Raw genomic sequence first — 22,526 nt, 5'->3', positions numbered from 1 at the left:
AAAGGAACATCATGACTAAACCAGTAGTGTTAAGTGGCATTCAGCCAACCGGTGGTATGACGATAGGCAATTATGTAGGCGCTATTAACCAGTGGCTTAACTTACAAGAAGATCATGACAGTTTCTTTATGTTGGTTGATTTGCATGCTATCACTGTACGCCAGGATCCTAAAATCTTGCGAGAGCGAGTATTAGACGGTATTGCGTTATATACTGCATGTGGTATTGACCCACAAAAAGCCGCTTTATTTGTGCAGTCACAAGTGCCAGAGCATGCTCAACTTGCATGGGTGCTTAATTGCTACGCACAAATGGGTGAATTAAATCGCATGACGCAATTTAAAGATAAATCGTCAAAACATGCGAATAACGTCAATGTTGGGCTGTTTTCTTATCCTGTATTACAAGCTGCTGATATCTTATTGTACCAAGCAGATCAAGTACCTGTTGGTGAAGATCAGAAGCAACATTTAGAGTTAACAAGAGATATTGCGACGCGTTTTAATAATCTTTATGGTGATGTGTTTAAGATTCCGCAGCCCTTCATCCCAGAGTTGGGTGCTCGCGTTATGAGCCTGCAAGATCCCTTGAAAAAGATGTCGAAGTCAGACGACAACCCCAATGCGTTCATTATGCTCTTAGATGAGCCTAAAAAGATTGAGAAAAAACTTAAAAAAGCGGTGACTGACTCAGACGAACAAGCACGTATATATTTTGACAGAGATGAAAAACCAGGCGTATCTAACTTGCTTACGTTACTATCAGTTGCAACAAAACGTCCTATAGAGCAATTAGTGCCTGAATATGAAGATAAGATGTATGGACACCTAAAAAAAGATACTGCTGAAGCCGTTGTTGCGATGATTGAACCGATTCAAGAGCGCTTTAAAGTAATAAGGGAAGATCAAGCGTTGCTTGATAATATCATGCGCCAAGGTGCAGAAAAGGCAAGTATTAGAGCAGATAAAACCTTAAAAGCTGTTTATGATGCAGTTGGTTTTATTCCTCGTCCTTAAATTTACATACTGTAGTTAGCCAGGCTATCGCCTGGCTTTTTTGTGGAAATTTCTATGTTGTTAATGATCGATAACTATGACTCATTTACCTATAACTTAGTACAGTATTTCCAACGTTTGGATCAAGATGTATTAGTCAAGCGTAATGATGCGCTCAGTTTGGCAGACATTAAAACTCTGAATCCAGAGCATATCGTCATCTCACCGGGGCCGTGCTCACCAAATGAAGCTGGCATTTCGCTATCGGTAATTGAAAAATTTAAAGGGCAGATTCCTATTTTGGGTATATGTCTGGGTCATCAAGTTATTGCACAAGCTTTAGGCGCTAAAATTGTACGAGCGAATAGTGTTATGCATGGCAAAACATCTCCTATTGAGCATACAGGAAAAGGTGTTTTTAAAGGGCTGCCGAACCCACTTACGGTATGCAGATATCACTCTCTTGTGGTTGCAAAATCGACGCTACCAGCGTGTTTAGATGTAACTGCTTGGACAGTTTCTGGTACACAGCAAGTGGATGAGATAATGGCTATGTGCCATACTAATTTAGCCCTTGAAGGGGTTCAGTTTCATCCCGAGGCAATTTTAACTGATCATGGCCTCAGATTACTTGATAACTTTATTCAGCGCTTCTAGCCTTTGAGTAAAGCATTTTTTTGCATGAAGAGAATATATGACTGAACAAAATGCACATTTAAGGATGGCACAAGCACTTTGTGAGCGTGCCCATGACTTGCTTGTCAGTCATAGTTTTGCGCAGCAGCAACTCGGATATATAAATACTTTAGAAATGAACCTTGGGGAAAAAGTACCTCAGCGAACTTTATTAGAAGTTGAAATAGCCGCGTCTGCGAAGCGCAAAGAAATAAGTACTAGCCATCATAAATATATTGCTAAAGCCAGTGCTCATATTCACCAAGCAATAGAAGAGAGTATTACTAAGCAGGTGAATGATATCGACTGCTTATATTACGAGGTAATGGGTATTGAAGATGGTGTGCCCGCCATATTTGATTTACTCGCAGTAAAATCTGCTTCTGTTGGGCGTCTTGAGCCTTTAGTAAATGACCTATCTTGGTTAGGTCGAGAGTTAGTGTCTTTAGTGAATTTACCTCAGTATCGTAAAAAAAGCTCCTCTAGTACAACGGTAAAGGTGGATACGCCTGCGTTGTCACTGCGTTATTTAGGGTTAGAAAACTTACAATGGGTGATTCCTACTTATGCAATGCGTCATTGGTTGCCACATTCAACCGACCCATTTTCATTAATGAAAAGAAAGCTGCGTGAGTTAAGTATGACAACTGCTTTAGCAGCAAAGGAGTTGGCAGTGTTACATGGTGTGAAAGAGCAATCAGCATATACATTAGGTATGATGCTGGATATTGGTAAAGCTGCACTGACACGCTTGTATTTAAGGACTTATGAAAAGGTATGGCAAGACAGAGTACTTAAAGCAAGAAACAAAGGCCATAAAGATTTACATACCGCATTATTGGAGCTAGGCCCCGACCCGCTTTTTTTACGTAATCTTTTACTTGAGCACTCAGCGACAGTAACGCAGCAGCTGATTGAAAAAATGGCTTTTCGTTATTTACCTTTCAATGCGATTATGGAAGAATTTTCGGTTAGTTATTTACCAAATTCGAATAAAAAATTAATTGACCCATTACCACTGACCGAGATACTTAAAAAAGCTCATGGCTATGCATTATACATTTTGTTAAAAGACAATCATTTCATTGAAGATGATGAAACTCAGATTTGGTTTTCGTATTTAGCGCTTACAAAATCAGAGCAAAAAGCACTCTCTACATGCTCTTTCCATGGTATGCAGTTAACTATTTCATAGTACTTACACAATTTTTTTACGACTAACCATTCAATCATTAAGTTATAGAGTTAGGCTATGAACCCAGCATGTATGCTATGTTGTTTGTTTCTCTGCAAATAGTTATTCACAGGTCATGAAATATTATATCAATCCCTTGAAAACCAAGGTCTCTATAAAAGTTTTCTATGAGACTTTCCTTATTTTTTCTGAAATAATAAGTGAATGAATTTTGCACCAAACGACATGAACTGTTGCGTAAAATGCAGTGAATTGAAGCCAGATTAGCGCTTTTTCTATGGTGCCCTACTCAACTTAATGAGGAGTTTAAATGACTATTAATCGTGAATTGTTTGATCAAGTAATGGTGCCTAACTATGCACCTTCGGCTGTTATTCCAGTAAAAGGTGAAGGGTCGCGCGTATGGGATCAAGATGGACGTGAGTATATTGACTTTGCTGGCGGTATCGCAGTTAACTGTTTAGGTCATTGTCATCCTGCATTAGTATCTGCTTTAAAAGAGCAAGGCGAAAAAATATGGCACTTATCAAATGTGATGACCAACGAGCCAGCATTACGCTTGGCTAAAAAGCTGGTTGATGCAACCTTTGCTGATAAAGTGTATTTTGCTAACTCTGGTGCTGAAGCGAATGAAGCTGCTCTTAAATTGGCACGTCGTTTTGCGCTTGATAATTTTGGTGAACAGAAATCTCAAATCATCTCGTTCAACAAAGGCTTTCATGGCCGTACTTTCTTTACTGTCACTGTCGGTGGGCAAGCCGCCTATTCAGATGGCTTTGGTCCTAAGCCAGGTGATGTGATGCATTGTGATTATAACGATTTAGCGGCATTTGAAGCATTAATCTCAGATAATACCTGTGCGGTTATGATGGAGCCATTACAAGGTGAAGGGGGTATTATCTCTCCAGAAGCAGAATTTGTTCAAGGTGTACGTGAGTTATGTACCAAACATAATGCACTGTTGATTTTTGATGAAGTACAAACAGGTGTTGGTCGTACCGGTGAATTATATGCTTATCAAGGTTTAGGTATTACTCCTGATATTCTGACTACTGCTAAGGCGCTTGGTGGTGGTTTTCCAATTGGAGCTATGATCACCACTGCTGATATTGCTAAACATTTAAAAGTTGGTACACATGGCTCTACATATGGTGGTAACCCATTGGCTTGTGCCGTTGCTGAAGCAGCTCTTGATACAGTAAATACCACGGAAGTATTAGACGGTGTGAAAGCCAAAGAAGCGCTAATTCGTGAGTTGTTAACGGCTATCAACGATAAATATAAGGTATTTAGCGAAGTACGCGGTAAAGGCCTACTATTAGGTGGCGTTATGGCTGAGCAATATAAAGGGCGAGCAAAAGAATTTTTAGTTGAAGGTATCAAAGAGGGCGTTATGTCTCTAGTTGCAGGCGCCGATGTTGTGCGTTTTACACCGTCTTTAGTGATCCCAGAAGCAGATATTCGCGAAGGCATGGCGCGTTTTGAAAAAGCCGTTGCGACTGTAGTAGCAAACAACGCCTAACCTTGGAAGGGCTAGCACAAGCTGGCCCTAATTTACCGTTTAGAGTTATAATTTGAGGAGTAAGCGGGCTCATGATGATCCTTCGCCCAATCCAAAAAAGCGATTATCCAGCGCTTTTAAATATTGCCCATGAATCAGGGCATGGCTTTACGTCGTTACCTGTAAATGAAGAGTTGTTACAAAATAAAATTGCACGCTCTGAGTCTTCGTTTCTAAAAGAAGCTGATATTCCTTTTGATGAAGGTTACCTATTTGTGCTTGAAGATAGCGAAACAGGTGAAGTTGTTGGCACCAGCGCAATTGAAGCTGCAGTAGGTTTGGATGATGCATTTTATCACTATCACTTAAGCAAAGTTATTCATTCATCACGCACTCTAGATGTGTACAAAGCCGTGGATATCTTAACGCTTTGTAATGATTACACTGGGGCAACTGAGCTGTGTACTTTATTTTTAAAAAATGGGTATCGCAAAGGTCTAAACGGAAAATTGCTATCTAAATCGCGTTTTATGTTTATTAAGCAACATCAGCATCGTTTTGCAGAAACTGTTATTGCAGAGATGCGTGGCGTGTCAGATGAAAAAGGGCAAAGCCCATTCTGGCAGTGGCTTGAAGAGCATTTCTTTTCTATGGATTTTCCAACTGCAGATTACCTAACAGGTATTGGCCAGAAGGTATTTATTGCTGAATTAATGCCTAAATACCCTATCTATGTCAACTTGTTAAGTGAAGAAGCCCAAGCTGTTATTGGCCAAGTACACAACAATACTAGGCCGGCCATTGAGCTATTAAAGAGTGAAGGTTTTACCTTCAATGGTTATGTGGATATCTTTGATGCAGGGCCGACGGTAGAAGCTAAAGTAAGTAATATTCGTACGGTGCAATCGGTACAAACCAAACGCGTCCGTTTGGGTCAACCGCAAAGCGGTTCCCCTGTGATGGTCGCAAATGATAAACTAGCTGGATATCGAGCTACGATTGCTGAACTTCACGTTGATGCAACGAGCGATGAAATCATTGTTTCAGCTGATTTAGCAAACGCATTGAACATTGTTGATGGTGATTCAGTCTCCATTGCAACACTCTAAATTTGTAGGTATTAATTATGACAACACATCCTGCTCAACTGATAAATGGTGAATGGGCTGCTGGTCTTGGCAGCGAATTTAAATCAGTTAACCCAGCAAACAATGAGGTGATCTGGCGTGCAAGTTCTGCAACGGCAGAGCAAGTTGACGCTGCAGTTAAAGCCGCACGACAAGCTTTTTATACTTGGAGTGATTTAGACCTTGAAAAGCGTTTAGAGATTGTAAAACGCTTTGCTGAAGTTTTAAAAGAACACTCAGAAGAATTAGCCATTGCTATCGCAAAAGAAACGGGTAAACCATTGTGGGAAACTCGCACTGAAGCGGGTGCAATGGTAGGTAAAATTGCTATTTCAGAAAAAGCCTACCATGAAAGAACGGGGACAGTTGAAAACCCTATGCCTGTAGGACGTGCTGTAATTCGTCACAAAGCGCATGGTGTTGTAGCAGTCTTTGGCCCGTATAACTTCCCTGGTCACTTACCAAATGGCCATATTGTACCTGCACTTTTAGCGGGCAATACCGTTATTTTTAAACCGTCAGAACTGACACCTTTCGTTGCAGAATTGACATTAAAACTTTGGTTAAAAGCAGGTCTTCCAGCGGGTGTAATTAACTTAGTTCAGGGTGAGGTTGACACTGGTAAAGCGCTTGCTTCTCATAAAGGTATTGATGGTTTATTCTTTACTGGCTCTTCGCGCACGGGCCATTTCTTACATGAGCAGTATGCTGGTCAACCAGGTAAAATTTTGGCGTTAGAAATGGGTGGCAATAATCCGCTTATCGTTAAAGATGCTTCAGACACAAAAGCTGTTGTACATGACATTATTCAGTCAGCATTTATTTCAAGTGGTCAACGTTGTACCTGTGCTCGCAAGCTATTTTTGCCAGCCGGTGAGCAAGGTGACATGATCCTTGCGCACCTGATTCGCGCAACGAAAGCGATTAGAGTTGGCGACTTTGATGATGAACAGCAACCGTTTATGGGTGCTATGATCTCACAAGCTGCCGCGGCAGGTATGGTTAATGCCCAGGCTCAGTTGCAAGCACTTGGTGGCGAGTCATTGGTTGAGCTAACTCATACAGCTAATACGGGCTTTGTAACACCGGGTATTATTGAGTGTACGAATATTGCACAGTTCCCTGATGAAGAGCATTTTGGTCCACTGTTAAAGGTATTCCGTTATACGGATTTTGACGCAGCGATTGAACTGGCAAATGACACCAGTTTTGGTTTATCAGCGGGTTTACTCGGTGATAATGAAGCCGATTATGATCATTTCTTACGTCGTATTCGAGCGGGAATTGTAAACTGGAATCGTCCTATTACAGGTGCATCAAGTGCTGCACCATTTGGAGGTATTGGCGCATCGGGTAATCATAGAGCAAGTGCTTACTATGCTGCAGATTACTGTGCTTACCCAGTTGCATCGGTAGAGCTTGAAAAGGTGACTTTACCAGGTACGTTGAGCCCGGGTCTAAATATTGACTAGTCAATTATTTACAAAAGATTAGCTTACACGTTATTGAAAAATAAAAGCTAATACTTTGGTTCTAAAAAGCAGCATTAGCTGCTTTTTTTATGCTCAGATAAACGACAAAAGTAGCATTAGCGGAGAGTTTCTGCTTAAATCAATATCAGGTGAATGTAAAATCGTAGGTGGATAAAAGATGGTTTTAGATAAACAAGGTTATGACGAATTGGTCATGTATCTAACACAAAACTTAGCCTTGTTTGAAAAGCCCGGCGAGGTAAAGCCCGGTGCGCCAACTGTAATGGAACTCATAGAAGATGTAATTGCAGAAAATGTGATACGTATTTGTGAACAGCACAGTGAACTCAATACAGAGCAGCGTAGCTTAATTGTACGTGAGGTTGATGGCATTGTTTACGACTTGCAAGAAGTACTTTCAAGTGTCACTGAGCAACGTGTTACGGTAGAACAGCATGAGTTTATAGAAGAATTTGCAGGCTTAGTTAAAAATATGTTTGATTCGGCCGTTTAAAAAGTACAGTTCAAAACAACAAATGTATACAATAACACCGCCTTTAGGCGGTGTTATTGTTTTATTAAAGAGGTAACTATGCAAGCAAATGTAAAATGGGTAGACGGAGATACCTTCATTGGTCGTTCTGAGTCAGGTCATAATATCGTATTTGATGCGGGCTCAAATAGCGCCGCCCCAAGCCCGATGGAAATGGTGCTAATGTCGGCAGGGTGTTGCTCATCCGTTGATGTCGTTAGTATACTGAAAAAGTCAAAGCAAGATTTTGATAATGTTGAAGTAAAGCTCACTAGTGAACGCGCTCAAACCGCCCCTAGAGTATTTACCAAAATGAACCTACACTTTGTAGTTACGGGTCGAAATGTGTCTCAAAAGCACCTTGCTAGAGCGGTTCAATTATCTGCTGAAAAATATTGCTCAGTTGCATTAATGCTTGATAAAACCGTGGAAATTACTCATAGCCATGAGGTTATTGAAAGCGAGGTAAAATAACTCTTTTTCATAGCGTGTTTTTCGTATAAAATCCGCGAACTTTTGGTTCTGCTCAGCAGATTTACAGTATGAAGGTTGGTCTATCGTGAATAAGCCCTTTGATAAAATTAAACTCCATGGCTTTAACAACTTAACTAAGAGTTTAAGCTTTAGCATTTACGATATTTGTTATGCCAAAACAGAACAACAGCGTAAAGAGTATTTAGAATACATTGATGAGCAGTACAGTGCCGATCGTCTTACTGACATTCTAAAAGATGTGGTTGATATTATTGGCGCTAATGTTTTGAATATTGCGCGCCAAGATTACGAGCCGCAAGGGGCAAGTGTGACCATTTTGGTTTCAGAAGAGCCTGTTGAGCAACAGACTTTTGATAGTAATGAAACGCCAGGGCCACTACCTGAGTCTGTGGTTGCACACTTAGATAAAAGCCATATTTGTGTACACACTTATCCAGAAGCACACCCAAATGATGGTATTTGTACATTTAGAGCCGATATTGAGGTGTCGACATGCGGCATAATTTCTCCCTTGAAGGCGTTGAACTTTTTGATTCACTCGTTGGAGTCTGATGTAGTGACTATCGATTACCGTGTACGAGGTTTTACTCGTGATGTAACGGGTGTGAAGCATTATATTGACCATGCAATTCACTCAATTCAGAACTACATGACAGAAGACACCAAAGAAGCATATCAAATGCTCGATGTGAATGTGTATCAAGAAAACCTATTTCACACCAAGATGATGCTAAAAGAAACAGATCTAAATACCTACTTGTTTGGTATTACCACCGATGATTTGAGCAATGATGAAGAGTCAGAGATCAGAGCGCGATTAAACCGTGAAATCCAAGAGGTATTTTATGGTCGTAACTTGCCAGAAGTGGATTAAATAAAGGTTAAGATAAAAAAGTGCTCTATTGAGTAATGCTGATCAGTTAAGAAATATTTAACGATCCATTGACCGGTTTTTTGAATGCTTCAAAATCCGATATCAGTTATTGATATCGGATTTTTTATGCGCTTTGAAACAGAATTAGCTACAACTTTTGATGCTTGTAATACTTTTTATACTTTTGAAAAGTTTGCAGAAATACTATCGCCTCAATTACTTGAACAATTAAGTTACTTTAAATTGCCACCAAAACGAGACGATAGGCGTTATCGTAGATGGGTTAAGCCAAAGGCTTCTAAATATCCGACTAATAAAAATGCCAATCAGCTTAACTGACTGGCATTACTCTAATGAGCGCTTTTTTACTTTATTTATATATCGTATTTGAAGGTTATGCCGACTAAACGAGGTTCAGCATACTGAACATAGGTTTCGGTTGTGTAGTCATTAAGCGGGTTATTTGGGAATCTAAAGCCTCTAACAGCAACGTCTCTGTCTGCTAAGTTTCTACCCCAAGCAGTTAATGACCATTGTTCAGCGTAATAGCTTACACTTGCATTGATTAGGTTGCTGTTACCCGCTTTTTCACTGTGACTGACTGAATGAAAGTAATCATCTTTACCTTCAAATGATAACGTACCAACAAGTTGCTCTGTGATTAAATAGCTCAGTGCTAAAGAATATTGATATTTTGGGGCTTGTGCTTGCTCTCGACCATCTAAGTTAAGCTGAGCAAACTGCCCTTCAACTTTGGTATTTAAATAGCCAGCACTGTAAGCTAAGTTTAAGCGCTCGGTGTATTGGTAGTTACCTTCCACTTCTATACCGTAATTTCTGCCCTTTGAAGCGTTATCGATAAACTCTAAAAACTTCCTTTGAATCTCCACAGAGCGTTTTAGCTGCATATCTTCTCTGTGCATGTAAAAAGCACTCACACGCACGGTATGACGATTATCCTCAGAGCTACCTTTTACACCAAATTCCGCATTCCAAAGGTATTCTGGCGCAAAATTGTATTGTGCAGCTTGAACAGTTAGGTTGTCATCTTTTGCGTTGGCTAATGCTTCTCCATTAACGCCGCCAATTTTATAACCACGAGATAGGCTGGTATAAATCATGGTGCTAGGCACTACAAAATGCTCTAAGGCCAGTTTACCGCCCCACATCCAATCATCGGTCTTACCATTGATATCATTATTATCAAAGTAATCTGTATTGTAGTACTCAGCACGTAAACCAGTTATAAGTTCTGTTTTTTCAGACAGGTGGGTTATTTTTTGGCCAAACAGTGCAATGTGGCTCACGTCATAATGAGAATTAAAGTCTTGTGTTTGCCAAGTATAAGCACGAGTAAGCTCGACTTGTTTACGTTTCGCTGAAAGCCCAGTTACCCAATTTTGTTTTTTATCAGAGAAAGTAAGCTCTAGTGTGCCTCTGTCATGGTGGCGTAGGTAACTGTCTGTTGAGCTGTAACCAGACGGGTGTAGTCCTGCGGCGCAAATGACCGATTGCATATTGTCATTGCAGGTCCAGTCTTCATCATAGCTGTATAATGTGTCACCACTGAGTTGACTAACCAGCACCGACATATCAAAGTTTTTCGCGCCGCTATAGTCAGTGGTGAGGGCAAAAGCATTGGTTTGCTGATCGTCCTGTCCAGGTTCATCGGCACTGCTTTGACGGTTGTTATACAGTGTGAATGCATCATAACCATTATCAATATTAATATGGTGTGCAACTAACTCTGTTCTGAGTGTATTATTCCATTGGGTATTTAGTTTGAATCGGGCAACTTGCTCATTGAGTTTTTGTGATGCTGTTTGCAAATAAACATTATCAGTGTAGCCGTCAGATTGCTGCAGATAATAACTTCCTCTAAAAGCGGTACTATCTGTCACCGAGCCACCTGCTGCTATGCCAGCCTCTTTACTTTGGTAGTTACCAATCCCGAGCTGGACGTTTAAAGAGGGGGTCATGGTTGCTGCACGCGTATGTACATCAACCATACCTGCCATCGCATCAGCACCAAAGCGGGTTCCTTGCGGACCACGATAGATTGAAATGTGTTCAGCATCAAACAATAGTGCACTACCGCCAAGGCCAGAATAATCGATATTATCGACTAACATACCAACACTTGGATGAATTGGGTCTACAAATTGCGAACGCAACCCAACGCCACGGATCTGTACAAATCGGCCGCGAGATGCTCCCGCAGTAAAGTTAACATTAGCTGCACTGTTGAGCATCTGATCTAGGTAGTTAGCACCGCGCGCTGTAATATTGCTTTGATCCATGATTGTGGCACTGGCACTTAAAGCTTGTAGGCTTTCACTTTTAAAGTCGCCAGTGACCTCTATCGTTTCGATAGGCTGATTGTTAGCAACGGCATTACTTGAAAGCAACGCTACAATAGATGCGCTCAGTAGAGAGTATTTTGAAGTCATAATCTGGTAGTTGTCATTTTAGTTGCGCACATTTTAGCAAATGGCAGCGAGGTTAAAACTAAAATAATGCTTAAATATGTTATAACTTAGTCATTTATAGAGTTGGTAGTGGTTTGAAGAGGGTCAAACATGGTATTTAGCGTCAATTTTAAAGTTCGAGATTATGAATGTGATTTACAAGGGATTGTTAACAACGGCGTCTATTTTAATTATTTAGAGCATGCTAGGCATGAGTTCTTGCTCGGTAAAGGCGTGGATTTTGCCATCTTAGCCGAGCAAAAAATTAACCTTGTGGTGATCCGCTGTGAAATGAACTTTAAAGGCTCTTTAAGACCGGGTGATGAGTTTTATGTACAAGTTGAAGTGCAACAGCAAAGTAAGCTGAAGTTTATTTTTTTACAGAAAGTGGTACGGATATCAGACGACAAAGTGATGCTAGATGCAATCGTAACGGGTACGTCGGTTAATGAAAAAGGCCGTCCGTTTCTATGTAAGGAAATTGAGTGTCTGTTTACATAGATATTTAGTTAATAATGCAAACTTTTGCTATGAAATAGCTATTTATTGCCTTCAGTGGCGTTTAAAAGTGTATAATTAACCTAATTTAGTTTGTCTTGGTTTGTCATGAAAGCTTTCATATTATCATGTGTTATTAGTGTACTTTTACTTGGCTGCACATCAACAGGGAAGGTAAGCACTAAGCAGTTAAAACACACGCAATGGCAACTCAGCCATATTGCAGATAAATCAGTAATAGATAGTGCTGTTTCTATCGAGTTTATTGAGGCCTTACAAGTGGCAGGAAACGGTGGCTGTAACCGCTTTTTTGGAGAAGGCGTGCTCAAGGATAGTTTATTACGTGTTAATCATATCGGAATGACACGCAAACTATGTGATGGGGATATCAATAAGCATGAGCAAATGCTTATTGATATGCTTAGCGTTGGAGTACCTGTTTTAATGATTGAAAACATGCTTATTTTAAAAGGGCAACCAGAACTGCGTTTTCGAGTTGCAGGTTAGGTGCTTCTTCAGTACACTCGTTGTTAATTCGTTACTTGTCGGAGTGCCCTTTGGGCTGAGATCGCATTTTTGCGGGATCCGTGAACCTGATCAGGTTAAAACCTGCGTAGGGAACAAGCTGCCTGTATTACGAACGACTGTTTGTAGGCTGCCCAAGTTTTATGTTGTGCATAAAACTCGATCATCTGAGGGTAACCTCATCTCGCTCCTTTTGGAGATCTGACAAGACCCCTTAAATAATAATGAGGCAAGTCATGTCAAACAATAGTAGCAAACCATCTCGTCGCGAAACTCGTGCCGCGGCATCTGAATTTATTTATAACCTTACCGGCCAACCTTATCCTAACTCCCAAAAAGTCTATGTTGAGGGCGAGCAAATTGGCGTGCGTGTTGGCATGCGAGAGATTGCACAGTCAGATAGCTATGTGGGCGGGACAGAAGAAGAGCCTGTCTACGAAAAGAATGAACCTATCAGAGTGTATGATACATCAGGTCCATATACTGACAGTAATTTTGAGCTCAATGTACGTGAAGGCTTACCTAAACTTCGTCAAGACTGGATTGATGCACGTGGTGATACTCAGTGGCTTGATTCAGTAACTTCCAAGTTTTCACAACAGCGCATGGCTGATGAAGGGCTTGATCATATCCGTTTTGAACAATTGCCTAAAATTCGCCGTGCAAATGCGGGTAAAAATGTGACTCAGATGCATTATGCTCGCCAAGGCATTGTGACACCGGAAATGGAATATGTGGCAATTCGCGAGAATATGGGGCGTGCTAAATTACAAGAAGAAATACTTGCTCAACAGCACAAAGGCCAATCATTTGGTGCATCAATTCCTGAATTTATTACACCAGAATTTGTACGTGATGAAATAGCCCGTGGTCGTGCTATTTTACCTAATAATATCAATCACCCAGAATCAGAACCGATGATCGTGGGTCGCAACTTCTTAGTAAAAGTAAATGCAAATATTGGTAATTCTTCCGTAACTTCTTCTATTGAAGAAGAAGTTGAAAAATTGGTTTGGTCTACGCGTTGGGGTGCTGACACTGTGATGGATTTGTCAACAGGTCGATACATTCATGAAACCCGTGAATGGGTAGTGCGTAATTCTCCAGTACCAATCGGTACTGTGCCAATTTATCAAGCACTTGAAAAAGTAAATGGTGTAGCAGAAGACCTGACTTGGGAAATATTTCGTGACACACTTATTGAGCAAGCAGAGCAGGGTGTGGACTATTTCACTATTCATGCTGGCGTGTTGCTTCGTTACGTGCCAATGACCGCAAAACGTGTTACTGGCATTGTATCTCGTGGTGGTTCAATCATGGCCAAATGGTGCCTAGCGCATCATAAAGAAAACTTCTTATATACTCACTTTGAAGATATTTGCGAAATTATGAAGCAATATGATGTGTGTTTTTCATTAGGGGATGGCCTACGCCCGGGCTCTATTGCTGATGCTAATGATGAAGCACAATTTTCAGAATTACGTACGCTTGGTGAATTGACAAAACTGGCTTGGAAGCATGATGTGCAAGTGTTTATCGAGGGTCCTGGCCACGTACCAATGCATATGATTGAGCAAAATATGAAAGAACAGCTAGAACACTGTCATGAAGCGCCATTTTATACATTAGGTCCGCTTACAACAGATATAGCTCCGGGTTATGATCACTTTACTTCAGGGATTGGCGCTGCACAAATTGCTTGGTATGGCTGTGCTATGTTGTGTTATGTAACACCAAAAGAGCACTTGGGTTTACCGAATAAAGAAGACGTAAAAGAAGGTTTGATCACCTATAAAATTGCGGCTCATGCAGCTGATTTAGCTAAAGGGCATCCAGGCGCGCAGGTTCGAGATAATGCTTTGTCAAAAGCACGCTTTGAATTTCGCTGGCATGATCAGTTCAACCTAGGATTAGACCCAGAACGAGCGCGTGCATATCATGACGAAACGCTGCCGCAAGAATCGGGTAAAGTCGCGCATTTTTGCTCTATGTGTGGGCCTAAATTCTGCTCAATGAAAATCACCCAAGAAGTACGAGATTACGCCAAAGATTTAGAAGCAAGAGGCATTGACCCAAATAATATGGGTGAGGCCATAGAAGTGAAAATGCTGGATGTCGAAGCCGAGATGCAGGCAAAGTCTCAAGAGTTTAAACAATCAGGCTCTGAGATTTACCATAAAGCGTTATAGCATTGGAGTAGCAGTAAGTAAGTGCTTGCTGCTTTTTATGTTGCGGCATATTGGCTTATGGAAAATGTGCTGCAATGGCTTTTATAATCTCAATCTGGGGCAACACCATGAAAAAACCACGCATAGCGATATTAGGGTTTGGCCTAGTGGGTCGTGTTGCTGCTTTAATGCTGCATAAACACTATCAACTGAGTGTTTATGAGGCTGCAGAGAGTGCCAGTCATAATGGTGCAGGAGCTTTAGCTGCAGCGATGTTGGCACCGATGGCTGAATCGGTTAGCTGTGAAACTGATATTGCAGAGCTTGGGCTCAAAGCAATGGGGATATGGGCGGAATTATTAAACCAATTACCCGGTGATGTAATGTTCCAGCAAGCGGGCACCTTGGTTGTTGCGCATACTCAAGATATGGGTGACTTGCAAAGTTTTATTCAACGTATAAAACCGCTTGAAGGTCATAGTGCTCAACGAGTGTCCGGGCAGCATATTGCCAATTTGGAGCCTGACTTAGCGGGGCGTTTTCACCAAGGTGTTTACCTGCCAAGTGAAGGTCAATTAGACAATATTGCATTTTATCGTGAAAGTTATCAGCTGTTACAGCAAGTAGGGGTGCAATTTCACTTTTCTCAAGCTGTGCAGCTAGAGCAAAGAAATAGCGCTCCGGTTGAGGTTAATGGTCAAATATTTGATTGGATAATCGATTGCCGTGGTATCGGTGCTAAAACTCAAAATAAAGGGCTAAGAGGTGTGCGCGGGGAAGTAGCGCGCGTATTTGCCCCAGAAGTGACACTGAATCGACCTGTGCGATTGATGCACCCCCGTTACCCAATTTATATCGCACCAAAACCTAATCATGAATTTGTTATAGGTGCAACGGAGATAGAATCACAAGATAGTGGGCCTATTACAGTACGCTCTGCATTAGAGTTGTTGTCAGCTGCTTACACTATTCACAGTGGTTTTGCTGAAGGTCGAGTCATGGCAATTGAAGCAGGCTTGCGGCCCGCCTTTGATGATAACAGGCCCCGCATTTCCTCAAAAGGGAATGTGATCAGCATTAATGGCTTATATCGCCATGGCTATTTACTTGCGCCTGTGATTGTGCGCCAAGCGCTTGCTAAGGAATTATTATGAAAATAACATTTAATGGTCAATTAACCGATAGCGCTGCTGATAACTTGCAGTCATTGGTGATTGCGATGGGAGCAAAAGAGCCTTTTGCTGTCGCACTCAATGGTCAATTTATACCTCGAAGTCAATGCCAAACAACTTTATTATCAGATGGTGATAGTGTAGAGCTATTATCCCCAATTCAAGGAGGTTGATCATGCAAGATAAACCATTGACGATTTATGGGCAGGCTTTTGAAAACCGCTTGCTGATTGGCTCTGCACTTTATCCATCACCAATGGTTATGCAACAGGCAATTAGTGAGTCAGGCGCAGGTATTGTAACTGTATCATTGCGTCGGCAAAGCTCAGTGGCCGCAGGGGAAGACTTTTGGCAGTTAATTAGAAATACAGGTCTGACTGTATTACCTAATACAGCGGGGTGTAATAGCACTAAAGAAGCGGTGACATTGGCACATATGTGCCGTGAAGTATTCGCAACTGATTGGATAAAGCTTGAGTTGATAGGCGATGAATATAATTTGCAGCCTGACCCTATTGCGTTATTAGAGGCGACGGAAATATTATTACAAGAAGGCTTTAAAGTACTTCCGTATTGCACGGATGATTTGGTGTTATGCCAACGTTTGGCTGCGCTAGGTTGTGAGGTGTTGATGCCTTGGGGATCGCCAATAGGAACCGGCAAAGGGCTACTTAACCCATATAATCTGAAAACTATCAGAGAGCGGTTACCAGAGCTAACTTTAATAGTAGATGCGGGATTGGGATTACCTTCACATGCCTGTCAGGCACTAGAATTAGGGTATGATGGCGTATTATTAAATTCTGCGATAGCAGGTGCAGGCTGCCCTGTGACTATGGCGGGTGCTTTTAATCATGCTGTGCAGGCTGGCAGACATGCTTATGTTGCACAAGCGATGCCACAAAAAGAGGTGGCGGCACCTTCGACCCCAACAATGGGTATGCCTTTTTGGCATCAGAACTAACAGAAGAATTAAATAGGAGCCTGACGTGGCAGAAGTAGTATGGAGTATTGCAGGGTCTGACTCAGGTGGTGGGGCTGGTATTCAAGCTGATATTAAAGCAATGCAAAGCTTTGGTGTGCATGCGTGTACGGCAATTACCGCATTAACCGCCCAAAATAGTTTGGGTGTAGAAGCAATAAATTCGATAGCAACTAATGTGATTGAGTCTCAACTACAGGCGCTCGCAATAGATATGCCTGCAAAGGTCATTAAAATAGGTATGTTGGCGAATGTGCAGCAAATTCAACTTGTGGCTGAACACATAAGTCATTACAAGCAAAAGTGGGCTAAACCGCCAGTGATAGTTTATGACCCAGTCGCCATTGCTACCAGTGGTGATAAGCTCACCGAAGAAGATACAGTTGACGCATTAAAAACGCATTTATTGCCACTGGTGGATGTGATCACGCCGAATACCCATGAAACACAGTTGTTGACGGGAGTATATTTAATCGGACCAAGTGCAGTGCGTGAAGCGGCTAAAAAGTTACATGAAATGGGCGTGGCCTCAGTCGTGATCAAAGGGGGGCATTGGGATTATCCTAAAGGTTACTGCGTTGATTATTGTGCAACACAAGAGCACGAATATTGGCTTGGCAATGAATCAATAAAGACCCCTCACACACATGGCACTGGGTGCAGTTTATCTTCGGCGATAGCCGCCTGTTTAGCCAAAGGCTACCCGCTAAAAGATGCATTTATTTTAGGTAAAGCTTATATAAATCAAGGGCTCCATGTTGCCAGGCGGTTTGGCGAAGGGATAGGGCCTGTTGCACAAACGAGCTTTCCTGAAGACTTAACTTATTACCCACAAGTTATTGAACCCGGCAGCTGGCTTGCAGATGAACTCGATTTTGAACCGCCGAGTGAATTTAACTTTGCCGCGGGCTTTGCTGATACTGGTGGAGAGCTTGGGTTATACGCAGTTGTTGATAGTGTTGACTGGGTAGAGAAGTGTTTAGCCGCCGGTGTGCCCACAGTTCAATTGCGGGTAAAAGAACCGGACGACAATTTAGAAGCTGACATTCAAACAGCGATAACGCTGGGCACCAAGTATCAAGCGCGGGTATTTATTAATGACTACTGGCAATTGGCGATAAAACATGGCGCTTATGGCGTGCATTTAGGCCAAGAAGACCTTGATGATGCTGACTTGCAGGCTATTCAGCAAGCGGGGCTGCGTCTTGGTGTATCAACCCATGGTTTTTATGAAATGCTCAGAGCACATAATTATCGACCCAGTTACTTGGCATTTGGTGCTATTTTTGAGACTACAACCAAAGATATGAGCGGACAAATTCAAGGCTTAGAAAAGTTGTCACACTTTGTACCTTTGATGCGGCATCATTATCCAACGGTTGCCATTGGTGGTATTGATTTATCAACTATTTCTGAGGTCGTTGCCACTGGTGTGGGCAGTGTTGCGGTGGTCAGAGCCATCACGCAATCACAAGCGCATCAATTGGCTATTACGCAGTTACAAGCACAGCTTGGTTTATAGCAAGCCATGGTATTAGATGATAAAGAAAGGCTCAGATATAGCCGTCACATTTTGCTCAAAGAAGTAGGCGAAAAAGGGCAAATAAAACTTAAAAAAGCCCATATTGCTGTGATTGGTTGTGGTGGTTTAGGTAGCCCAGCACTGTTTTATTTGGCAGCCAGTGGGGTGGGAGAGCTGACCCTGGTAGACAATGATGAGGTTGAGCTTTCAAACTTACAGCGACAAATTCTCTACAAAGTGAATCACATAGGGCAGCAAAAAGTAAACGCGGCTGGTAAGGTACTAGCTAGTTTAAATAATCAAATAGCACTTAATCCAATTTGTGTTGAGCTTAAAGGCGATAATATTGACACAGTGTTAAGTGCGGCGGATATTATACTTGATTGCAGTGATAACTTTGCGACTCGTTATCTGCTTAATCAATATTGTTTGATGCATAAAAAAGTACTTATCTCTGGTGCGGCTATTGCGACAACCGGACAGGTAATGTGCTTTGACTTTCGCTATGATTCACCATGTTACGCCTGTGTCTTTGCGCCAACTCAACACAGCGATAAAGGTAACTGCGATACCTTTGGTGTGATTAGCCCTTTATTGGGTGTTGTTGGTGCACAGCAGGCTTTATTAGCACTCAATATAAGTCTGGGGCATCACAGTGGTTGCTACTTTGCGAGTATCGATGCGTTGACTTTGAAGCAGTCAACGTGGCGGTTGGTTAAAGACTCTAGCTGCATGGTATGCGCAGAGTAACAACAGGAGGCAAGAAGCAAATGAGGGGTCATTTGCTTCTTAACAAGTTACGCGTTTTGTGATGGTTTTATGGAAGCAAATGGAGCACCCATGCGCGTTACAGTTTCTGGTTGCTCACTATCTAAAAACTCAGCTTGGTTTGCACCCCATGCCAAAATCACCGTTGAACCAAGTTTGAAACGACCCATTTCTTCGCCTTTTTTCAAAATAACTGCATTACTGCCAGTGGCAGGGTAATCCCAGCTAAAAATATCGCTACCTGCTGGTGGTGTTACGGTTCCCGACCAAATGGTTTCTATGCTGGCTACAATTGTTGCTCCCACTAACACCATAGCGAGAGGACCAATTTCAGTATCAAAAATTGCCACTACACGCTCATTACGAGCAAACAAGTTAGGTACGTTTTGTGCTGTCAGAGGGTTAACTGAAAATAAATCTCCTGGTACGTAAATCATGCGCTTTAAAGTACCATCGATTGGCATATGGATACGATGGTAGTCTTTTGGGGCAAGATAAATAGTCGCAAATTTACCACCAGAAAAGGGTAGGAAGTCTTCTTCTTTGCCACCGAGTAAAGCTTGTAAACTGTAATCATGGCCTTTAGCTTGAATGATTTGCCCATCAACAACATCACCAAGTTGGCTAATGGCGCCATCAACAGGGTGAGCAATGATATTGCTATCTTCTGCTAATGGGCGAATACCGGGTTTTAGTGGTCGGGTAAAAAATTCATTGAACGTTTTATAGTGCGTTGGACTTTCATGCAGCGCCTCGCTCATATCGATTTTATATTGTTTGATAAATAATTTAATTAGCTGTGTAGTAAGGCTACCAGCTTCGGCGGCTGCAAGTTTGCCTACTAGGCGTGAAAGCGCATGTTTAGGTAGCGCATACTGCATAGCAATTTTGAATTTATCCAAGTTCACGTTATTTATTCCTAAAAATTTTTGCTGATATTAGCATAGATTTAAACACGCGGTGCGCGCGCACCAGCACGACCATCAGCCATAGACTCTAATATGCGGTGGTAACTATCAAAGCGTAATTCGCTGATATTTCCGCTGCTAACTGCCTCAATTAACATACAGCCCGGGTCGTTCAGATGTTTACAGTCTCTAAAGCGACATCCACCAATGAACTCTCTAAACTCTTTAAAGCACCATGTTACCCGTTCTACGTCTAAGTGCCATAAACCGAACTCTCGTATACCCGGAGAGTCAATTAAATTTCCGCCACTTGGTAAGTGATGCAGGCGAGATACCGTGGTGGTGTGCTGCCCTAAGCCACTATTTTCGGAGACTTCTTTAGTTAAAATTTCGGCATTCGGGAGTACTGTATTCACGAGTGTAGACTTACCGACCCCTGACTGACCTACAAAAATATTATTTTTGCCGATGAGTTGATGTTTTAGCGCTTCAATACCTTCGCCTGTTTTATTGCTCACTGACAGCACTTGATAGCCGAGCTTGCGATAAATATTTAATATTTCATCGATATGTTGTCTACTTTGTTCATCTAATAAATCGACCTTATTCAATAATAAAATAGGTTCAATTCCCATATCTTCACAGGCGACTAAGTAGCGGTCAATGATATGCGGTGTAAATTCAGGTAATACCGCAGAGACCATTAATATTTGATCAATATTAGCCGCTACAACTTTAACGCCATCATAAAAATCTGGGCGAGTTAATTGTGAGCGACGCTCTTCGGTGGTTTCAATTACACCTGCTAAGTCACCTTCGCTGACTTTAGCTCGGCGGAAAAAGACTTCATCACCGCATACAAGGCTTTTAACCGTGCGTCTGATGTTGCACCGTAAAATTTCACCTTGTTCCGTTTCAATATCGGCATGCTGGCCAAAGCGACTGATCACCACGGCATATTCACTTGGCCCTAAATTATCGGATTGCCAAGTGATATCTTTACTGTCTGCTTTTTGCTGCTTAGCTTTGTGCAAACGTTTTTGGTGGTTGGCACTGATCCGTCTGGATTGGCCCTTACTAAGTTTCTTTTGTTTTGCCATATTATTTCGATCTGTCGCCTAGAAATAAGATAATTTGTTTAAATTTGCCTATTCCTGTACTGTTTGTTTTGTGAGCTGCATGTAATTGGTCTATAACTCAATTAAATGCCCCGCTTTTTAAAAAAAAGCTTTAGGTCAACTGGTGAAGCTAATATGATATATCTAATTGCATTGGATCTAAAGGAAAGTACCGCTAAGGTAGTCTATGTTGTTTAATGAATCTAACTTGATCTGGCTTGACCTCGAAATGACGGGGCTAGAACCGAAGACAGATAAAATCCTCGAAATCGCCACAGTGATAACTGACTGTGATTTAAATATATTGGCTGAAGGTCCAGTAATCGCTATTCATCAAAGTAACGAGTTACTTGATGGTATGGATGAATGGTGTACTAATCAGCATGGCCGCTCGGGTTTAACTGCTCGTTGTAAAGCAAGCAAATTTACAGAGGAAGATGCGATTAAGCAAACTCTAGACTTTTTGAAAGCGTGGTTGCCTCCAGCTAAATCTCCCATGTGTGGAAACTCAATTGGTCAAGACCGACGCTTTTTAAATAAGTACATGCCAGAACTTGAAGCTTATTTCCATTATCGTAACTTGGATGTGAGCACGGTTAAGGAGTTAGCACGTCGTTGGAAGCCTGAACTGTTAAATGAAGTTAAAAAGAAAAGTTCACATTTAGCTTTAGATGATATTAAAGATTCCATAATGGAATTGAAAATTTATCAAGAAAAGTTCTTCAACGTGTAAAAAGTACTTGCAAAGCATTTTTTATGTTGTAAAATCCTGCCCCGCTTAAGACGAGAAGCCTTGCGGGGTTTTTTATACCAAACTTAAGGTTTTAGATTGTTAGACGCGGCACTAGCTCAGTTGGTAGAGCGCGACCTTGCCAAGGTCGAGGTCACGAGTTCGAGCCTCGTGTGCCGCTCCAAAAATTTAAAAACTAGCTCAGTTGCTAGATTGTTAGACGCGACCTGTCGCGCTCCAACGGTCAAAATTTTATGAGCACCTATGAAGCAACATTAGCTCAGTTGCTAGATTGTTAGACGCGACCTGTCGCGCTCCAACGGTCAAAATTTTATGAGCACCTATGAAATGGCACTAGCTCATTTGCTAGATTGTTAGACGCGACCTGTCGCGCTCCAACGGTCAAAATTTTATGAGCACCTATGAAATGGCACTAGCTCAGTTGCTAGATTGTTAGACGCGACTTGTCGCGCTCCAACGGTCAAAATTTTATGAGCACCTATGAAGCGGCACTAGCTCAGTTGGTAGAGCGCGACCTTGCCAAGGTCGAGGTCACGAGTTCGAGCCTCGTGTGCCGCTCCAAATTAAAAAATTAGCTCATTTGTTAGACGCGACCTGTCGCGCTCCAACGGTCAAAATTTTATGAGCATCTATAAAGCGACACTAGCTCAGTTGCTAGATTGTTAGACGCGACCTGTCGCGCTTCAACGGTCAAAATTTTATGAGCATCTATAAAGCTTCACTAGCTCAGTTGCTAGATTGTTAGACGCGACCTGTCGCGCTCCAACGGTCAAAATTTTA

The 22,526-nt window shown here is 41.8% G+C and carries 22 protein-coding genes, 2 tRNA genes and 1 riboswitch; of the genes, 21 read left to right on the top strand and 3 right to left on the bottom strand.

Features of this window, described 5'->3' with window-relative positions; genetic code table 11:
* Nucleotides 1-11: 11 nt before the first annotated feature.
* The 10 genes from trpS (at nt 12) to OCI93_RS07430 (ending at nt 9,205) form a co-directional block, all read left to right on the top strand.
* Nucleotides 12-1,016: a tryptophan--tRNA ligase gene (gene trpS / locus OCI93_RS07475; protein ID WP_261626142.1), complete on the top strand. Its 1,005-nt coding sequence runs from the start codon at nt 12-14 to the stop codon at nt 1,014-1,016.
* Between the two features lie 54 nt (nt 1,017-1,070).
* On the top strand, nt 1,071-1,652 hold the full coding sequence (locus tag OCI93_RS07470; protein ID WP_261594035.1) for an anthranilate synthase component II: 582 nt from the start codon (nt 1,071-1,073) through the stop codon (nt 1,650-1,652).
* 37 nt (nt 1,653-1,689) lie between these two features.
* Nucleotides 1,690-2,865 carry an HDOD domain-containing protein gene (locus OCI93_RS07465; protein ID WP_261594034.1) on the top strand — a complete coding sequence of 392 codons (1,176 nt, stop codon included), beginning with the start codon at nt 1,690-1,692 and terminating at the stop codon, nt 2,863-2,865.
* 310 nt (nt 2,866-3,175) lie between these two features.
* Nucleotides 3,176-4,387: an aspartate aminotransferase family protein gene (locus OCI93_RS07460; protein WP_261594033.1), complete on the top strand. Its 1,212-nt coding sequence runs from the start codon at nt 3,176-3,178 to the stop codon at nt 4,385-4,387.
* A 71-nt stretch (nt 4,388-4,458) separates the two neighbouring features.
* Nucleotides 4,459-5,475 carry an arginine N-succinyltransferase gene (gene astA, locus OCI93_RS07455; protein ID WP_261594032.1) on the top strand — a complete coding sequence of 339 codons (1,017 nt, stop codon included), beginning with the start codon at nt 4,459-4,461 and terminating at the stop codon, nt 5,473-5,475.
* A 17-nt stretch (nt 5,476-5,492) separates the two neighbouring features.
* A complete protein-coding gene (gene astD, locus OCI93_RS07450) occupies nt 5,493-6,965 on the top strand; it encodes a succinylglutamate-semialdehyde dehydrogenase (RefSeq protein WP_261594031.1) in 1,473 nt (490 codons plus the stop codon).
* Nucleotides 6,966-7,143: 178 nt separating this feature from the next.
* Nucleotides 7,144-7,479 carry a DUF3802 family protein gene (locus tag OCI93_RS07445; RefSeq protein ID WP_261594030.1) on the top strand — a complete coding sequence of 112 codons (336 nt, stop codon included), beginning with the start codon at nt 7,144-7,146 and terminating at the stop codon, nt 7,477-7,479.
* 78 nt (nt 7,480-7,557) lie between these two features.
* Entirely contained in the window at nt 7,558-7,971 is a 414-nt protein-coding gene (locus OCI93_RS07440) for an OsmC family protein (RefSeq protein ID WP_261594029.1), read from the top strand.
* 85 nt (nt 7,972-8,056) lie between these two features.
* Entirely contained in the window at nt 8,057-8,866 is an 810-nt protein-coding gene (gene speD, locus OCI93_RS07435; RefSeq protein ID WP_261594028.1) for an adenosylmethionine decarboxylase, read from the top strand.
* A 126-nt stretch (nt 8,867-8,992) separates the two neighbouring features.
* A complete protein-coding gene (locus OCI93_RS07430; RefSeq protein WP_261594027.1) occupies nt 8,993-9,205 on the top strand; it encodes a hypothetical protein in 213 nt (70 codons plus the stop codon).
* Nucleotides 9,206-9,240: 35 nt separating this feature from the next.
* Here the strand turns inward: OCI93_RS07430 and OCI93_RS07425 are convergent, their stop codons facing one another.
* A complete protein-coding gene (locus tag OCI93_RS07425) occupies nt 9,241-11,316 on the bottom strand; it encodes a TonB-dependent receptor (RefSeq protein ID WP_261626141.1) in 2,076 nt (691 codons plus the stop codon).
* Between the two features lie 129 nt (nt 11,317-11,445).
* Here OCI93_RS07425 and OCI93_RS07420 point away from each other — a divergent pair, with 129 nt between their 5' ends.
* The 8 genes from OCI93_RS07420 to OCI93_RS07385 all read left to right on the top strand — a co-directional run bounded on the left by OCI93_RS07420 (nt 11,446) and on the right by OCI93_RS07385 (nt 18,951).
* A complete protein-coding gene (locus tag OCI93_RS07420) occupies nt 11,446-11,835 on the top strand; it encodes an acyl-CoA thioesterase (protein ID WP_261594025.1) in 390 nt (129 codons plus the stop codon).
* 105 nt (nt 11,836-11,940) lie between these two features.
* Nucleotides 11,941-12,339, top strand: coding sequence for an META domain-containing protein (locus tag OCI93_RS07415; RefSeq protein ID WP_261626140.1), 399 nt, complete (start codon nt 11,941-11,943; stop codon nt 12,337-12,339).
* Between the two features lie 29 nt (nt 12,340-12,368).
* A riboswitch (TPP riboswitch) is annotated at nt 12,369-12,469 on the top strand.
* Nucleotides 12,470-12,593: 124 nt separating this feature from the next.
* A complete protein-coding gene (thiC, locus tag OCI93_RS07410; protein ID WP_261626139.1) occupies nt 12,594-14,546 on the top strand; it encodes a phosphomethylpyrimidine synthase ThiC in 1,953 nt (650 codons plus the stop codon).
* A 107-nt stretch (nt 14,547-14,653) separates the two neighbouring features.
* Nucleotides 14,654-15,679, top strand: a complete 1,026-nt coding sequence (locus OCI93_RS07405; RefSeq protein WP_261626138.1) for an FAD-binding oxidoreductase — start codon at nt 14,654-14,656, stop codon at nt 15,677-15,679.
* A complete protein-coding gene (gene thiS, locus OCI93_RS07400; RefSeq protein ID WP_261594021.1) occupies nt 15,676-15,870 on the top strand; it encodes a sulfur carrier protein ThiS in 195 nt (64 codons plus the stop codon). The genes OCI93_RS07405 and thiS overlap by 4 nt, the downstream gene beginning before the upstream one ends.
* 2 nt (nt 15,871-15,872) lie before the next feature.
* Nucleotides 15,873-16,661 (top strand): thiazole synthase, encoded by a 789-nt coding sequence (locus OCI93_RS07395; protein WP_261594020.1) that lies wholly within the window; start codon nt 15,873-15,875, stop codon nt 16,659-16,661.
* 25 nt (nt 16,662-16,686) lie between these two features.
* On the top strand, nt 16,687-18,201 hold the full coding sequence (thiE, locus tag OCI93_RS07390; RefSeq protein WP_261626137.1) for a thiamine phosphate synthase: 1,515 nt from the start codon (nt 16,687-16,689) through the stop codon (nt 18,199-18,201).
* Between the two features lie 6 nt (nt 18,202-18,207).
* Nucleotides 18,208-18,951 carry a HesA/MoeB/ThiF family protein gene (locus tag OCI93_RS07385; protein ID WP_261626136.1) on the top strand — a complete coding sequence of 248 codons (744 nt, stop codon included), beginning with the start codon at nt 18,208-18,210 and terminating at the stop codon, nt 18,949-18,951.
* 47 nt (nt 18,952-18,998) lie between these two features.
* On the opposite strand, the gene asd is transcribed toward OCI93_RS07385, so the two are convergent.
* Nucleotides 18,999-19,877, bottom strand: coding sequence for an archaetidylserine decarboxylase (asd, locus tag OCI93_RS07380; protein WP_261594017.1), 879 nt, complete (start codon nt 19,875-19,877; stop codon nt 18,999-19,001).
* A gap of 41 nt (nt 19,878-19,918) precedes the next feature.
* Nucleotides 19,919-20,977, bottom strand: coding sequence for a small ribosomal subunit biogenesis GTPase RsgA (rsgA, locus tag OCI93_RS07375; RefSeq protein ID WP_261594016.1), 1,059 nt, complete (start codon nt 20,975-20,977; stop codon nt 19,919-19,921).
* Between the two features lie 205 nt (nt 20,978-21,182).
* Here rsgA and orn point away from each other — a divergent pair, with 205 nt between their 5' ends.
* The 3 genes from orn (at nt 21,183) to OCI93_RS07360 (ending at nt 22,307) form a co-directional block, all read left to right on the top strand.
* Nucleotides 21,183-21,728 carry an oligoribonuclease gene (gene orn, locus OCI93_RS07370; protein ID WP_261594015.1) on the top strand — a complete coding sequence of 182 codons (546 nt, stop codon included), beginning with the start codon at nt 21,183-21,185 and terminating at the stop codon, nt 21,726-21,728.
* Nucleotides 21,729-21,833: 105 nt separating this feature from the next.
* A tRNA-Gly gene (locus OCI93_RS07365) sits at nt 21,834-21,909 on the top strand.
* Between the two features lie 322 nt (nt 21,910-22,231).
* Nucleotides 22,232-22,307: transfer RNA gene (locus OCI93_RS07360), tRNA-Gly, on the top strand.
* The last annotated feature ends 219 nt before the right edge of the window (nt 22,308-22,526 follow it).

Origin of the sequence: Pseudoalteromonas holothuriae (assembly GCF_945859825.1) — a bacterium.
Lineage (GTDB): Bacteria > Pseudomonadota > Gammaproteobacteria > Enterobacterales > Alteromonadaceae > Pseudoalteromonas > Pseudoalteromonas holothuriae.
Note: the sequence above shows the minus strand (reverse complement) of the source record. Positions and strands in the feature narration are given on the sequence as shown.

What these genes read in the sequence shown, in the direction of transcription:
- trpS (WP_261626142.1), top strand. Translation starts at nt 12, where the DNA reads ATGACTAAACCAGTAGTGTTAAGTGGCATTCAGCCAACCGGTGGTATG.
- OCI93_RS07470 (WP_261594035.1), top strand. Translation starts at nt 1,071, where the DNA reads ATGTTGTTAATGATCGATAACTATGACTCATTTACCTATAACTTAGTA.
- OCI93_RS07465 (WP_261594034.1), top strand. Translation starts at nt 1,690, where the DNA reads ATGACTGAACAAAATGCACATTTAAGGATGGCACAAGCACTTTGTGAG.
- OCI93_RS07460 (WP_261594033.1), top strand. Translation starts at nt 3,176, where the DNA reads ATGACTATTAATCGTGAATTGTTTGATCAAGTAATGGTGCCTAACTAT.
- astA (WP_261594032.1), top strand. Translation starts at nt 4,459, where the DNA reads ATGATGATCCTTCGCCCAATCCAAAAAAGCGATTATCCAGCGCTTTTA.
- astD (WP_261594031.1), top strand. Translation starts at nt 5,493, where the DNA reads ATGACAACACATCCTGCTCAACTGATAAATGGTGAATGGGCTGCTGGT.
- OCI93_RS07445 (WP_261594030.1), top strand. Translation starts at nt 7,144, where the DNA reads ATGGTTTTAGATAAACAAGGTTATGACGAATTGGTCATGTATCTAACA.
- OCI93_RS07440 (WP_261594029.1), top strand. Translation starts at nt 7,558, where the DNA reads ATGCAAGCAAATGTAAAATGGGTAGACGGAGATACCTTCATTGGTCGT.
- OCI93_RS07430 (WP_261594027.1), top strand. Translation starts at nt 8,993, where the DNA reads ATGCGCTTTGAAACAGAATTAGCTACAACTTTTGATGCTTGTAATACT.
- OCI93_RS07425 (WP_261626141.1), bottom strand. Translation starts at nt 11,316, where the DNA reads ATGACTTCAAAATACTCTCTACTGAGCGCATCTATTGTAGCGTTGCTT.
- OCI93_RS07420 (WP_261594025.1), top strand. Translation starts at nt 11,446, where the DNA reads ATGGTATTTAGCGTCAATTTTAAAGTTCGAGATTATGAATGTGATTTA.
- OCI93_RS07415 (WP_261626140.1), top strand. Translation starts at nt 11,941, where the DNA reads ATGAAAGCTTTCATATTATCATGTGTTATTAGTGTACTTTTACTTGGC.
- thiC (WP_261626139.1), top strand. Translation starts at nt 12,594, where the DNA reads ATGTCAAACAATAGTAGCAAACCATCTCGTCGCGAAACTCGTGCCGCG.
- OCI93_RS07405 (WP_261626138.1), top strand. Translation starts at nt 14,654, where the DNA reads ATGAAAAAACCACGCATAGCGATATTAGGGTTTGGCCTAGTGGGTCGT.
- thiS (WP_261594021.1), top strand. Translation starts at nt 15,676, where the DNA reads ATGAAAATAACATTTAATGGTCAATTAACCGATAGCGCTGCTGATAAC.
- OCI93_RS07395 (WP_261594020.1), top strand. Translation starts at nt 15,873, where the DNA reads ATGCAAGATAAACCATTGACGATTTATGGGCAGGCTTTTGAAAACCGC.
- OCI93_RS07385 (WP_261626136.1), top strand. Translation starts at nt 18,208, where the DNA reads ATGGTATTAGATGATAAAGAAAGGCTCAGATATAGCCGTCACATTTTG.
- rsgA (WP_261594016.1), bottom strand. Translation starts at nt 20,977, where the DNA reads ATGGCAAAACAAAAGAAACTTAGTAAGGGCCAATCCAGACGGATCAGT.
- orn (WP_261594015.1), top strand. Translation starts at nt 21,183, where the DNA reads ATGTTGTTTAATGAATCTAACTTGATCTGGCTTGACCTCGAAATGACG.